The sequence below is a fragment of the Paenibacillus sp. 01T47 genome (genome assembly GCF_056398245.1).
In genome coordinates this window covers 310,319-324,861 of the sequence record NZ_JBFTPA010000007.1, presented here as the reverse complement: position 1 = coordinate 324,861, position 14,543 = coordinate 310,319, and the positions used below count along the sequence as shown (strand labels likewise).

The window sequence follows — 14,543 nt, the reverse complement described above, 5'->3', positions numbered from 1 at the left end:
AAAAAGAGCCCTTATGGGCTCCCTCAAATGGCGTGTTGTCGCATACCGTAAATTATCTTCTTGAAAGCACCTTCGTGCTCCGCTTAATTCTGTATTTATAGAGAATCCTTTTTTTAACGAGGCCTTCTATTCATAAAACGTTCCGTGTTTTTCATAAAGCCATACTTTTCGTATAGTCCATGACCATCGAGCGTACCAAGTAGACCCATCATTCCTTCAAATTGCTCGGTTATCACTTCTACTAATTTCTTCCCTAGCCCGGCGCCTCTATATTCCTCATCAATATAAACGTCGCACAGATAATACATAGTCGCAAAGTCCGTTACTACACGAGCAAAACCAACCTGCTTGTCCCCATCATACACGCCAAAGCAGACCGAGTTATTTATAGATTTTTTTATCATTTCTAATGACCTTTTATTCGCCCAATAGCTTCTAGCTAAGAAGCCACAAATGGTGTCAAACTTAAGCATTGATTTATCATCGCTTATTACAAACCGGTCATACAATAGCTCCATATCAACACCCAACTCCCCTATTATCCTCTTAGAAAATCAGAAGCCTTATTTTCGCGAAGCCAACTGACCATAAAGTCAAACAGCTCCACAGAATACTTGTGTTCTAGCGGTCTTGATGGCATTGTCTCTACAATTTGTTGTACATTATCTTCAATTGATACGGATTCAATGAAACTGACCAAACCCGGAATAAATGAATTTAAAGCTTCAAAATATTGCTTTTGCGGTTCAATAAATGTTAAATTCATTTCAAATCCGCCACGTCCCCTAGTTGCGTCACCTTCTTTGCGTTTACGCAGCTCAGCCTCATTTATGCTCAATAAATAATACTTATCTGGAAAGCCAATCTTACGTGCAAGCAATTGCTTATGGAAATAATCCGTTAGGAACTCAAGCGACTGTCCGCCAAAGAGAGTATACCCAAAAGCCCAGTTGTACCAGAAAGGCTGAAATAGATCGATATCAATAACAACGAAACGATGGTCCTTACTCTTTTCCTGCGCTATTCTAAAGCGATCAAGCTGACGCTCAAAAAACCATTCAGGATACTCGATTTCTGGGCGTTTCCACAACGTATTCACTTCGGGAATATGATAACCGCCGTATTTTAATGCTAATGCGCTTGAGGTGGTCGTCTTGCCAACTGCACTCGCACCTTCCATATGTATAATTGTCATGATAACACCTTCACATTCCGCTTAACTCTGCGTTTATAGAAAATCCATGAAATGAATAGCGGTTCCTCTGCTTTATGGCTTGCAACCTTATCTATGAAGTAAAAATCTTGGGGACCTACCTCTATTTTTGTAATGGGCAGCACCGGCGATTCACTAATCCACTCGTCAAAAGACACGACAGAATGACTAACCATTTTGAACGTATCCTGTGGTAAAATGTACACCATTCCGCTCGTCCAAGGTGCTTTATTTTTAGTCTCGCTAGTGATAGAGAAGAAATAATAGCTCTGAGATGCCTTCACTTTTAAACAAGCATTTCGAAAGTTGCCTACCACTTTACTCCGATCAAAAACCGCATAAAACAACGGCCAAATGCCATCTTTTGTGCCAAATATGGCTTCTACATATTTACCGTTAAAAAGCGTCTGCTTTCTTAACTCGAATTGTTCAATATTTTTATGATTTGACCCGTGCATAATGACTGGTTTCGTCATTGCAATATACTGAGCAAAACGGAATTTTGGAAAAGTGCTGGCGTACATTATTTCAGATTTATTGCGGACAGCATCCGAATACAATCTTTCATATTCATTGACCTCGTCCTCTGTGAACTTAAATACAGGGGAGCGATAAAATAGAAGTCCCAGCAGCACTGATACTACCTTGGTTACCATACAATTCCCTCTATTCGGACAGAGCCATTATTTTTTCACACTTCTTATGAAGGTATTGCCCACAACAAGCGTAACGGCGATAACAACAATAATTACTAGAGTATCTTCAGTATCATGCACACGATGGGTTAAATTGAACAGATACCCTAATTCGAAAAACAGGATAACTAACCATATAGCAAAATAATGTTTTGTGCTCATCGTATCAGCCTCTTTTTCGCTTCCAATTATTTTTCACAAGCATAAAAACGATAATCAACAAAAATAGGCCGCCGATATAAAACAGCACTGTTTTTAAATTAATTGCTTTTCCTTCATATTCGCTCCCATACGCTGCCTTAATGAAAGTACCGTCGTCCCGCTTTATCGCAATGGCCTCTTTTATCGATATATCCTTAATTGCGTAGTATTCCGTTCCTTTCGGATAAACGTTTGAGAAATTGCCAGAGTACGTTCCTTCTTTGTCTGAATAGGAAGTAACCTTACCGATTTTAGAGCCAATCTGTGCGGATTCCACCTGAGTATTTGAAACTATGTAAGACTTGCCTTCGTTCACAACGAAACGCTGCGCCCAATCCGCATGAGCAGTCCCTAACGTAATAAATGAACTTACTGCGAAAAAAATGCTCATTAAAAACATAAAATTCCTCATTTGGTCTCACCTCCCTATATTGTATCTTATTATGACGAAAAAATAGAGAGAGAGTTGCATGAGAATCATAATAAACAAATAAGGGGCTGTCTCAGAAGTAGGATTACCTACGCTTGAAACAGACCCTGCTTTGTTTTTTTGAAGGAGCATAAGCATATTTTCCCTATCGCTTACGAACCTAATCACTCTTATTTAAACCATTCGTAATGAATTAAAATTACAACGAACTCCAGAATCGTTATTTTGCGAAAAATAGATCCTAACACCTTACATAGCTTACTATAACGTCAATTAGTTTCGTTAAAATTAAACAAACGTAGTTTTTTGCATAATAAGCATAGTACAGTTCGTTAGAGTAAAGATCATGGGTTTTGGGTTGTGAATATGTGAGAGGCAGCTTCTTCCGCATAATTTAATATAAGTATACGTTGGCCATGTCCTTCTATTCGATTCACAACTTGTTTAGCCGTTTCGAAATTAAAGGTGACGCGCCCCGTGGTCTCAAATCCTTCCGGCATCGGAACGAAGCTATGAACCTTCGCAACAACAAATACGGTATACGTATCTGTTTCCGTCCAATACCAGCAGGCAACAGGTATTCTCTCCGGCATCAGCAGCAGTCCGGCTTCCTCCACCGTCTCCCGATCCAGCGCCTCGTCGATGCTCTCGCCTGGTTCAATTCTTCCGCCAACCGTCGTCAGCGTCTGCTCGTTGCGATCCCACACCATCACGATAGAGCCATCCTCGAGCAAAGGAATACTATGTATGCCAGCGATTCTTTTATCCGTCGGAAGCTCATTCACTCTCTTCAACATAAAATCCTCTCCTTCTGCCTATAGCTGCTTATCTTCTAGAAGGTGACAGACCTCTTCTAGCTTCAAACCGCGAGATCCTTTTACTAAAACAACATCATCTTTACTCAGGATTCGCATGCACTCTCCAGTTAAAGCTATTTTTGATGTGAAATGTTTGGCTTCTCCCTCAAAACCATTATCGAGAAGCGTATCCGAAATTATTTTGCTTATATGACCGTAAGTAAACACCGAGTGAATTTTTGATAAATCCACACTCCGGGCTACTTCTTCATGAAACGCTGCCTCGGCATCTCCTAGTTCGAGCATGTCCCCTAATATTAATACTTTTTTATGGAATCCCTCTAAGTTTTGAACCGTTTCAATGGCCGCCTGCATAGAAACAGGACTGGCATTCCAAGCATCGTTAATAATTAAGAAACCCTTGGCCGACCAAATCCGCTCCATTCTCATTCCTGAAATCTCTAAATTGCTCAGCCCTAATTGAATATGTTCTTCATCGATTTTAAAAAGGTTTGCAACAGCAATCGCGGCAATGGCATTGGCCACATTATGGCTACCAAGGAGCGGCAATCGGAATGGCATATGATATTGCTTTAATGTGAATAAGAGATCTGATTGCTTGTGCTCTATATTCAGAGGAAAATAATCGTTGGATGGAGATAGACCAAATCGAATGGTTGCTCCTGTCCACGGAAAGCCTCTCTCCTCCAGTCCCTTAACGAGCAGCGGCTCATCGCCATTAAACAGGAAATTCCCTTCAGAGTTTAGTCCCTCAATTATTTCCAACTTGGCCAAAGCGATTTGTTCTCTAGAACCTAGATTCGACAAGTGAGAAACGCCAATCATTGTAATTATAGCAACATCAGGCTTTGCAATTTCAGACAGAATTTTAATTTCACCTCTGTTGCTCATGCCCATTTCTAAAACAACGATTTCTGTATCATCTCTAACCTCTAATAAAGAGAGCGGAAGTCCGTACTCGCCATTGAGATTTCCACTTGTTTTCTGAACGTTAAACGTTGTACTCAATAAGGTATAGGCCATATCCTTAACCGTTGTTTTGCCATTACTGCCTGTTACAGCAATTACCTTGCAGTTTAATTGGCTTCGATACGCCATGGCGATGTTTTGCAGTGCTTTTAACGTATCTTCTACTATAATAATCGGTAAGCCTTCAGGTGGCGGGATATGATCTGCTTGCCATAAAGAAGCAACTGCCCCCTTTTCAAAAGCCTGCTTAACGTACTTGTGTCCATCGTCGATCCGTACGATTGGAATATACAAATTGCCAGGATGAATCGTTCTTGTATCAATGGATACGCCATGGACCTTTTGATCCAAGAATCCAAACAAGCTATCTTGCAACGCATAACCATCAGACATATTTATAATTTCTTCAAGGGAACGTATGATCATTAAAATCCTCCCTTTATCAGGTTTACACACTTGTATAGATACCCATATTTTACCTTAAATTAAATTACTTCGCTCGTATTTCCCTTCCGTTCCTAAATATATGCCCTGTGCTATATAAATGAACAAAAACGCTTGCGGCTATGAGCCGGCAAGCGCATTTCGAACAGCTAATATATATTTTGACTGATCCAGCGGATTGACGCCTCGCCTTACCCGTTCCGCCTTTACATCAGGCGGACATTCGCGATACCCGGCGAAGAAGGTTGCAAGCGCACCTCTGCCCTTGGTTAGTGATCCAAATCTCGCAGGAAACTCAAGAGACGTAGCAACAGGAATGATCCCTTCAATTTCCATTCTCTCCTGCCTGACGACTGGCGTATCAAACTCGCCTCGCATTAGAATGAGCTCATTCATCAGCTTGCCGCCCGTCTCTTCTGGGGCAGAGAGGCGGAAGGAGAGCATTGGCTCCAGCAGCTTTACTCCAATACGCGACAAGCCATCCATAATGCCCATTGGGGTTGCGACTGCAAAATCTAGCGGATGCGTATGCCATACATGATGTTCACCCTCAACGAGAGTAACCTTTATATCCGTTACCTCCCAGCCAAAGAGCCCCTGCTGAAGCGCTTCGGGCACACTTCTTGCCACCTCGTTCTGATAGCGGTCAAGCAGCCGCTCTGATCGGACAACGGAGCTGAACGTTATCCCGCTCCCGCGCTCACCAGGCTCAATATGAAACCGCAGAATTGCCCAGCATGGCTTCGGCATCGTATAGGCAATGAAACCCTCGCCTGATTGAGCAGGCGTCTCTTTATAGATAACCGATGGCTGATCGAATTCAGCCTTTAAGCCGTACCGATTGTTCAGCACATGCGTCAGCACCTCAATCTGAATCGGCCCCATGACTTTCAGGTGCAGCTCGCGCTGCTCCTGCAGCCATTGCAAATCGAGCAGCGGATCTTCATCCGCAAGCTCATGCAGCGCCGCAACGACAGCCGGATATTCGGCTTCGTTGCTCCAGCGCACCTGTACCGTCAGCAGCGGAACAGCCATCCGCGTCTCACCGGGAACAAACTCAGCGCTGCCTATAATGTCGCCAATGCGCGCCTGAGTCCAACCGCAGACCGCTGCAATATCGCCTGCCGCGAGCAGCCCTACATCCTCGGCCTTTTGCCCATCGATTTTGCGAATCTGCGTAATTTTCTCTTCGATCTGCTGCGTCTCATTGCGGACGGAATCACGATTGCGAATCACCCCGCTGTACAGGCGGACATAGGCGATTCTACCCATCGCTGCATCGCGCTCGATACGGAAGACGACGCCCGACACCGGACCGTCTGAGACGATTTGAGGCGGCGGCAGCAGCGTAATCATTGCTTGCATGAGAGGCTCGATGCCTATCCCACGATTCGATGCGCCAAAAAGAATTGGAAATAATTCACCGCGCTGCGTAAGCGCAGGCAGCAGTTGATTCAGTTCTGCTTTGGGCAGTGTGCCGCTGTCCAAATATTGAACAAGCAGCGATTCATCTTGCTCTGCTACGGTCTCCTCCAGCTGCTGCAAATAAAGCTGCGCTTCCTCCGTCTCACTCTCTGCTATTCCCGAAACGAGCAGGCTAACTCCACCGCTGAAACTATCCTCGATACCAAGCGGAGCCTGAACTGGCGCTGCTTGATTGGATAACAAACGCTTAATTTGCTGGATCGTTCCTATTGGATCTGCACCGATTCGGTCCAGCTTGTTCACGTAAATAAGCGTTGGAATGTTTCGTTCGCGCAGCGCATGCCATATGACTTCTGTCTGTGCCTGCACACCCTCAACTGCCGACAGAATAAGCACCGCTCCATCCATGACGCGCAGTGAACGTTCGACCTCAGAGAGAAAATCGACGTGCCCCGGTGTATCGACCAGATTAATCGTTACTCCTTGCCAAGTAAAACGGGTTGCTGCTGCACGTACCGATATGCCTCTTGAGCGTTCCACTTCTAGAAAATCCGTCTGTGACGTGCCTGCATCCACGCTGCCAAGCGAACGAATGCGACCGCTATGGAATAAAATCTGCTCTGTTGTAGTCGTCTTCCCCGCATCAACGTGAGCAAATATTCCGATGTTCCTTATATGTGTTGAAGCATTTGGCTCCATATTGCATATCCCCTTACTCTCACTAGCTGTTCCTTTCCTTATCCTACCGCTGAAAGCGTTTTACAGCAACAAAAAACGACCCACCGGGCAAATGCCCGATGAGCCGTTAATAAATATGCTTCTTAATCCATTAGCCTTGATGAATCGCTTCAATATCAATTGAAATCTTCACTTCGTCGCCAATGAGCACGCCGCCCGTTTCAAGAGCAGCATTATACGTTAAGCCGTAGTCGCTGCGTTTCAGGCTGCCCGTCGCGCTAAAGCCTACTTTATCGTTGCCCCAAGGGTCTTTGCCTGCGCCTTCGAAGCTGACTGCAAATTTCTCGGAACGTGTGACGCCATGAAGGCTCACATCGCCAACAACGGAATATTCGCCGTCGTCTGTTTTTGTGATTGCCGTTGCAGTAAATACAAGCTTCGGAAACTTCTCGATATCAAAAAAATCATTGTTGCGCAAATGTGCGTCACGATCCTTGTTGCGTGTGTCCACGCTATCAAGATCAATCGTAAGCTGGATATCAGCTGAAGTCAGGTCATTCGCATCAGCGGAAATATTGGCTTCAAACGCATGAAAAGTACCTTTTACTTTTGCGATCATCATATGCTTTACCGAGAAATCGATGCTGCTGTGCGTGGAATCAACCGTCCATTGTGATTTTGCCATTTTAAAATTCCTCCAAATAAAATATTAACTTACTTTTTAAAACTTACTAACTTATATTATGTATATTTATATCTTATTGCGTAATCCTATTTATGTCAATTGTATTTACAAAAAAAAGACACCAGTGAAGTGGTTAAACTTCTCTGATGTCCATTATTCATTATGATTTGAGCGAGCAGCTTTGCCTTAGCTCATCTTAACCCTGCAAAACTGCGGATTTCTCCTTATTATCACGCTTAACGAGCCCATATTTCTCCCATTTTCTACTCTTCCATCGGAAAAACATAATAACGGCTCGCAGCCATTCATCTGCTGCAATCGCCAGCCAAATACCAGCGAGGCCCAGATCAAGCTGGAATACGAAGAAGTAGCCAAGCGGCAAGCTCATTGCGACCATAGAACCCATTCCGATATACAGAGGGTACTTTGCATCGCCTGATGCACGCAGTGAGTTGATAAGCACGATATTAATCGTACGGCCAGTCTCCAGCACGATGCTTAGCAGGAGCACATTTATGCCCAGCCGAACAATTTCCTCATCGTCCGTAAACATTCGCATGAGCGGCTCGCGGAACAAAATAACGAGCAACACGGCAAGCAAGGTTACGGCACTTGCCCAGCGCACGCTTTTCCATACTTGACGGTAGGCAATCGTTTGCTCGCCTGCACCGACCATCCTGCCTACGATAATCGCAGTACCCATGCCAATTGCGAAGGCAAACAGGTACGTAAACATCGAAATATTATTCGCATAGTTTTTCGCCGCCAAGGAGGCCGCGCCAAGATACGTAGCATAATACAAAAATACGATTTGGCATGCCTGATACATCACTTGCTCCAATGCAGACGGAATGCCGATTCTCAGTATTTTAAGGATATACTCCTTGGACAATGCAATATAATACTTGATTTCAATCCGTACTGACATAATCCGGTACAGCATCCAGAAGAAGACGATGAGCGCTAAACCACGGCTAATGACTGATGACAACGCCGCACCTTGAACTCCCATCTCCGGAAATCCGAATTTCCCGAAAATAAGCAAATAGTTTCCGATAATATGAACGATATTCATGCCAAGCGATACGAACATCGCTTCCTTTGTAAAACCGTGTACACGAATAATGGCAGATATCGAGTTGATGATAGCTTGAAGGAAAATCATGCCGCCTACAATGGCTAAATAGCTTTTCGCATGTTCAAGTATTTCACCTTGCAAATTTAACGTTTGCAGCAAATGTCCGCCGAACAACACGAACATAAGGCTTATAAAAATCCCGACTACTAGATTGAGCGAGATTGCGAGCGCTGATATTTTGGCAGCTTCTACATACTTGCGAGAACCGATATATTGCGCAACGACTATGGATGCCCCGTTGCCGATTACCTCTAATAGTAAGATTGCTATATGCAAATATTGATTTGATGCACCAACGCCGGATACCGCATTATCCGAAATTGCACTCAGCATCAGCGTATCTGCAATACCCATCAGCATAAACAAAAAGATTTCTAAAAATATGGGCCATGTCAGAAAAAATAAGCTTAAGCCCTTCTGATCCTTTTGCCCTGTTCCATTACCAGCCTCTGCTGTTGTCATGCTGTCACCTGCTTCTATTATAAAAAGTAAAACACAAGGTATCGTAGCATATAAAATAGCTTATTGCACGTTAGAATCGTACCTTTACATAAATAATTTTTTTGTATTTCTTCTACTAAAACAATCTTCCTATAATGCCGAGTCGTTACCTTTTTAGAAGCAGAAGATTCACAGTTAGAAAGAAAAATCAACTATTAAACATGTTATAATTAGTGTCTAATTTTATTCAACGATACAGTAACAAATAAGGAGTGTACCTCATGAATTCAATATTGTTTATTGCAGCGTGGGCTATAGTTGGCATTTCTATTGGCGGTCTAATCGTGGTTTTTAAAAATAGATCTAAGAAATAAGTATAATCCAGCCTTTTTTACAATAAAAAAAGACTGTACTTGGGTCGCCAAAGCAACCTAAGAACAGTCTTTCTCTTTATAATATAAAATGATAGATATCATTATTGCTCTTCAGACTCTTCCTCAGCTTCTTCTTCCTCAGCTGACTCTTCTTCTGCTTCCTCAGAGGATTCTTCCTCCGTAGCTGCAGCAGCTTCTTCCACTTCTTCTTCCAGTTCAGCCTCAACAGCTTCTACTACTTCTTCAGCTGGAGCCTCTTCCGAAATCAGTTCAGCGGTTTCTTCCACGCCTTCTTGAACTACTTCTTCTTCTTGGCTCATGTTTATTCACCTCCTACTTCTTATTACCTTAATTGTAGCGCTTTCATAGAACTAAACAAGAGGTGTAAAATGTCGTTTCATAGGAACTATTTCCGCATTTTGTATTGTTCGATTCCATTTGCGTTTCTTCGACTTTTTTTCCCCGCCAGAGGTCTAGTACTTCGTTCCGACTTACGGCGGTTTTGCATAACAGATGAACTAGATAAGATGTATAACGACTAGTAAAATCGCTTCTATAATATAACTGTATATGGTGCTATCATTACTTTCAGGGGGCTCATTCCATGCATTATTTATTCATTTATTTTGAACTCGGCACGTTAATGCTCTTTGTCATTTTTTCATTAATAGTTGCTGCCAAAGCATCTAAACTGGCTTATAGCCAAACCGAGCAGCAGCTTAATTACAAAACACGCAAGCTGTTATTTTGGTCTGTTTGCTTAAGCTTCCTTACAGTGGGAATTGCTGGAGCAGATTTAATACTGGCTTCGATGACGCATCCTCAGTTTTGGACACATCGGCTGCTCATTCACACGCCGTTTGCCATCATTCCAGTGCTGCTCATTTGGCTTGGTTCATACCCAAAAATGCGCAGGCTCATACGGCGAACGAACGCCCGGACTGATAATGCTAATGATGTAGCACGGCGCCGCCAAGCATCCGATCCCGTACTTATTGTTCCCTTTCAGCTAGCACCGCTTTGCTCATTTGCCATGCTTTATTTTGCTTTTATTCCACCTCATTCATTCCGCTGGTCTTTCGTGACAATGACGACCACCTTCTTTTTGTTTATTGCTTGCATCGTCTGGATGCTTCAAACTCACCGCAACCAGCTTGCAGCGGAGGCACCACCTGTTTACCGCCCTTGGCTGCGCAAATTGCGCCATACTGGCGTTCTACTCGTTGTTTTAGCCATACTGGGCATTCCCTTTATGATGGCCTTTGAGGGCAATCGCCTGTCTGAGCGGCTAAGCATTATCCCCGACGGAATAGATGAAGCTTTTTCTCTGCATCCCTCGGAGCGCCAAATTGTCATCCAGCACTGACAACCCCTATGCAGAGGAGGAGTAAGTACTAGACTTTAGTCCAGCTAACCATTTTACCTACAGCAGGAGGACAGTTAATTTCAATGTATGCTATGCTGAATTCAGCTAATAAAACGTTGATTGGGGTGCAATAAAACAATGAAGCTAAAAACCATTAGCGGGTTTGTCCTCCTGCTGCTCGGAGCTGTGTTATTTCTAAACCAAGGCGAAGAATTTGGCCCAGGCAAAATATTTGCCTACTTCTGGCCATCGTTATTCGTCATACCTGTTGGGCTTTTCTTCCACTGGCTGTACTTCTCCATGATTGGCAGACGTGGATCAGGCCTATTAATTCCGGGAGGCATTTTGTTCACTGCAGGTGTCGTTTGTCAGATCGCTATGTTATTCAACAATTGGGGGTACATGTGGCCGGGCTTTATTCTCGCCGTCGCCGTTGGCTTGTTCGAATTTTATTGGTTCGGCAATCGGAACAAATGGCTGCTTATTCCCATTAACATTTTGACTGTGTTGTCTATTCTCTTCTTCGCCGTCTTCTCCATTGGCTCCCTCTACAGCAAGTTTTTACTCAGCCAGCCGATCATTGCGATCATCCTTATTCTCTGCGGCGCTGTCATCCTGCTGACGAAGAAGAAAGACATCTAACAACTCCCTCTTATGGTATGGTATAATCACATGCATCGCGAACCTAAGCACATGCTTACGAGGTGGTTTGCTGCGCAAACCTTTAGGAGGAAATAAAAGATGTTGTCTTTTGAACAAAAGCTTGCAATAATTGAAGGCTTTCCTGAATTAGAACGGAAGGATGTTTCTCTTGGCCGCACGAACTTCCATTACGAAGAAAGCGCACATGAGAAAAAGTCGGTCGTGCACCATCTGCATCCGAACGGAAACGGTTATGTTTTCGCTGGCTTAGTTAAAGGTGTAGCAACCGATGACAAAGGCCTAGTCAACATTCGCGATTTCAACGAGGAAGAGCTTCGCTCGCTTATTGAGAAATCGATCCATTCTCTATCCATCGCACCGCCAGATAAACCGGAATCGAAGAAAAAGAAAAAGCAAAAGGCACCGCAAGAAGAGCGCTGGATCGGACCGGACAATGCTGTGCTAACACTGCTGTTCGAAGAAGATCTTTGGTATCTATATGCCGACTTGAATCTGGAATCCGCTTTCGAGACCTACGAGGAAGCTGAGCAGTACTTAGAAGAAGAGCAATTCTCACGTGCCTAGCCGATACATGGCAACGAATGTTTGTTCATAGGTACCAAAATCCGTATTGCTTCATAAAAGGAGAAACGATTGCTGTTTCTCCTTTTTTCTGTGCGCCTAAACAGGATTTTTGTCATTCCGTGTCTAATTGTAAGTAGGAGCATCTTAGACCGTGGGAGGAATTATTTTTGTCGATTAAAGCTAAGCTATCCTTCTCCATATCCATAATAGTAGCTGTCATACTGACACTAAGCACCTTGCTCTATTACTACACAACAAAAACTGAAGCTGAGGCTAATCTAGAAGTTCAGTTTACTAATATTGCAAAGCAAATAAGCAGTACTGTCGAAGCGTCAGAGAACGCCCGCCAGTACATGGAGGACACGCTTGGCGACAAGCTGCGCATTGCCTCTCTAGCGGCAAAGTCACAGCTGGATCCCGAAATTAAAAATGTAACAAATGAGCAGCTCGTAAAGCTTAGCGCTCAGCTTGGCGTCGATCATATTACATTATGGCAGCGCTTTGGAAACGATGTTGTTGCGAAACGTTCCTCAGACCCCAATGAAATTAATATGAGCTCAAAAACCTGGGATTACTGGCATGTTGCCTTTTTACAGCTTTTCGACAAACAAGAAGTAAACATTGTGCAAGGTCAGAAGCTCAAAAACTTCTGGTCAGGCCCGTTTAATTTCTCAACGTCGGATCCGTCCGAAATTCGCAAATGGGGCTATTACTATGACGGTTCAACAAACTATATCATCAATCCATACGTCAACGCTCAGGTGCTGCTTGATTTCGACTATACCATTGGGACAGATGCAATCGTTAACAAGATCATTGCCGATCAATCCGATATTCTAGAAGTTACCGGATTCGACCTTGAGTTTTACGGCAAGGACAAAATTATTAAATACAAACAAGGCATTCCCGTTTACAACCTCGACGTTCGTGCCATTCCGTTTGGCGACTATAACTATCAGGATCAATCAAACGATTTTTTAAATATTCAACAAGTCAATAAAACCGGTAAGAGCCTTACTGTCAAAAGAAACATCAACGGCGTTCCGGTTATCAAAAACTTTATCCCGATTAAGACGAACAAAAACTATGTGTTTAGCGTCGTTTTTGATCAGAAAGCGATTCAAAAGCCCGTTAATCAGCTGCTGGTTATGCAATTTGTCATTTCACTTGGACTCGTGCTTATTACGATGATTGCGAGCTATTTCATAGCCGGCTTCATGCTGCGCGGTCTCAATCAAGTTATACGTAAAGTAAACGCGATTGCTGCAGGAGATTTCGGGGAAATCATTACGATTCGCAGCGAGGATGAATTAGGCTTGCTTGCCTCTCGTGTCGATACGATGGGCAATAATCTAAATCATTATACAACTCAGCTTAAAGCTGCTGCAGAAGAGCTGCAAAGCACGAAGCAGTATTTGGAATCATTCGTCAATCATACATCGGACGCCATTCACGTCACTGATTTGGAAGGCCATGTCATACAGGTCAATATCGCTTTTGAAAAAATGTACGGCTGGAGCCAAGAAGAAGCGCTTGGCATCACGCTTGATAACGTTCCGCGAGACTACTTAAGCTCACACAAAGAGCTTGAGGCTACTGTAATGCGAGGCGGCTCTGTAACGGATTATGAAACTGTGCGTTACAGTAAATCCGGCAAACTCATCGATCTCAGCATTACGATTTCACCTATTCGCGACGAGCTGGGCACCATTATTGCGATTGCCACTATATCTCGGAATATTACTTCACGCAAACAAACAGAAGAGATCATTAGGCGGTCTGAGAAGCTATCCGTCGTTGGTCAAATTGCTGCGGGCGTGGCGCATGAGGTTCGCAATCCGCTTACGACACTGCGTGGCTTTGTACAGCTGCACAAGCAGACCGGCTCGTTATCGCCAGCTCATCTTGAGATTATGCTCGGCGAGCTCGATCAGATTAATATGATCGTGAGCGAGTTTCTCGTATTCGCTAAGCCGCAGGCCACGATCTATCAGCCTGTGAATATCATCCGCCTCGTTGGCGATATTATGATGCTGCTCGATTCAGAGGCAAAGATGAGCAATGTGCAGCTTGCCCTGCTCGCGGAAGCCGAGCTTCCTGAGGTGATTGGCGAGGCTAATCAGCTGAAGCAGGTTTTCGTAAATATTATGAAAAATGGCATTGAATCGATGACCAGCGGCGGCGTACTCTCTGTGAAGGTGGCGTGTGATGCTAATAAAGTAATCATCCTGCAATTTATCGATCAAGGCTGCGGAATTTCCGAGAGTGATTTGCTTCGCCTAGGAGAGCCTTTCTTTACGAATAAAACGAGCGGAAATGGTCTCGGCCTTATGGTAAGCCAACAGATTATCGCTGCGCATAAGGGCACCATTGTGTTCCACAGCGAGCTCGGCTCAGGCACCTGCGTTGAAATATCATTGCCAACGGACAGCTAGGATA

The 14,543-nt window shown here is 43.9% G+C and carries 15 protein-coding genes; 4 read left to right on the top strand and 11 right to left on the bottom strand.

The window, feature by feature from the left end; genetic code table 11:
* Positions 1-113 precede the first annotated feature (113 nt).
* The 11 genes from AC1DOV_RS17260 to AC1DOV_RS17210 form a co-directional block, all read right to left on the bottom strand.
* The gene (locus AC1DOV_RS17260; protein ID WP_477550568.1) at positions 114-518 is read right to left on the bottom strand and encodes a GNAT family N-acetyltransferase; all 405 of its coding nucleotides are present in this window, start codon (positions 516-518) and stop codon (positions 114-116) included.
* Positions 519-538: 20 nt separating this feature from the next.
* Complete coding sequence (locus AC1DOV_RS17255; protein WP_477550567.1) at positions 539-1,195, bottom strand: ATP-binding protein; 657 nt, start codon at positions 1,193-1,195, stop codon at positions 539-541.
* Positions 1,192-1,869 (bottom strand): hypothetical protein, encoded by a 678-nt coding sequence (locus tag AC1DOV_RS17250; protein WP_477550566.1) that lies wholly within the window; start codon positions 1,867-1,869, stop codon positions 1,192-1,194. Before AC1DOV_RS17250 ends, AC1DOV_RS17255 begins: the two co-directional genes overlap by 4 nt.
* A 27-nt stretch (positions 1,870-1,896) precedes the next feature.
* Entirely contained in the window at positions 1,897-2,070 is a 174-nt protein-coding gene (locus AC1DOV_RS17245) for a hypothetical protein (protein WP_477550565.1), read from the bottom strand.
* A gap of 4 nt (positions 2,071-2,074) precedes the next feature.
* Positions 2,075-2,521: a hypothetical protein gene (locus AC1DOV_RS17240; protein ID WP_477550564.1), complete on the bottom strand. Its 447-nt coding sequence runs from the start codon at positions 2,519-2,521 to the stop codon at positions 2,075-2,077.
* 362 nt (positions 2,522-2,883) lie between these two features.
* Positions 2,884-3,336, bottom strand: a complete 453-nt coding sequence (locus AC1DOV_RS17235) for an NUDIX domain-containing protein (protein WP_441874585.1) — start codon at positions 3,334-3,336, stop codon at positions 2,884-2,886.
* A gap of 18 nt (positions 3,337-3,354) precedes the next feature.
* A complete protein-coding gene (locus tag AC1DOV_RS17230) occupies positions 3,355-4,752 on the bottom strand; it encodes a UDP-N-acetylmuramoyl-tripeptide--D-alanyl-D-alanine ligase (RefSeq protein WP_441874584.1) in 1,398 nt (465 codons plus the stop codon).
* Positions 4,753-4,890: 138 nt separating this feature from the next.
* Positions 4,891-6,894 carry a GTP-binding protein gene (locus AC1DOV_RS17225; protein ID WP_441874583.1) on the bottom strand — a complete coding sequence of 668 codons (2,004 nt, stop codon included), beginning with the start codon at positions 6,892-6,894 and terminating at the stop codon, positions 4,891-4,893.
* A gap of 130 nt (positions 6,895-7,024) precedes the next feature.
* Positions 7,025-7,558 (bottom strand): YceI family protein, encoded by a 534-nt coding sequence (locus AC1DOV_RS17220; RefSeq protein WP_441874582.1) that lies wholly within the window; start codon positions 7,556-7,558, stop codon positions 7,025-7,027.
* A gap of 196 nt (positions 7,559-7,754) precedes the next feature.
* Entirely contained in the window at positions 7,755-9,158 is a 1,404-nt protein-coding gene (locus tag AC1DOV_RS17215) for an MATE family efflux transporter (RefSeq protein WP_339205531.1), read from the bottom strand.
* 454 nt (positions 9,159-9,612) lie between these two features.
* Positions 9,613-9,831, bottom strand: coding sequence for a hypothetical protein (locus AC1DOV_RS17210; RefSeq protein WP_441874581.1), 219 nt, complete (start codon positions 9,829-9,831; stop codon positions 9,613-9,615).
* Positions 9,832-10,115: 284 nt separating this feature from the next.
* Between AC1DOV_RS17210 and AC1DOV_RS17205 the strand changes: the two genes are divergently transcribed.
* The 4 genes from AC1DOV_RS17205 (at position 10,116) to AC1DOV_RS17190 (ending at position 14,539) form a co-directional block, all read left to right on the top strand.
* Positions 10,116-10,877, top strand: coding sequence for a hypothetical protein (locus AC1DOV_RS17205; protein ID WP_441874580.1), 762 nt, complete (start codon positions 10,116-10,118; stop codon positions 10,875-10,877).
* A gap of 138 nt (positions 10,878-11,015) precedes the next feature.
* Positions 11,016-11,519, top strand: a complete 504-nt coding sequence (locus AC1DOV_RS17200; RefSeq protein WP_076266378.1) for a hypothetical protein — start codon at positions 11,016-11,018, stop codon at positions 11,517-11,519.
* A 99-nt stretch (positions 11,520-11,618) separates the two neighbouring features.
* Positions 11,619-12,104, top strand: a complete 486-nt coding sequence (locus AC1DOV_RS17195; RefSeq protein ID WP_477550563.1) for a hypothetical protein — start codon at positions 11,619-11,621, stop codon at positions 12,102-12,104.
* Between the two features lie 167 nt (positions 12,105-12,271).
* The gene (locus AC1DOV_RS17190; RefSeq protein WP_477550562.1) at positions 12,272-14,539 is read left to right on the top strand and encodes a PAS domain S-box protein; all 2,268 of its coding nucleotides are present in this window, start codon (positions 12,272-12,274) and stop codon (positions 14,537-14,539) included.
* Positions 14,540-14,543 lie beyond the last annotated feature (4 nt).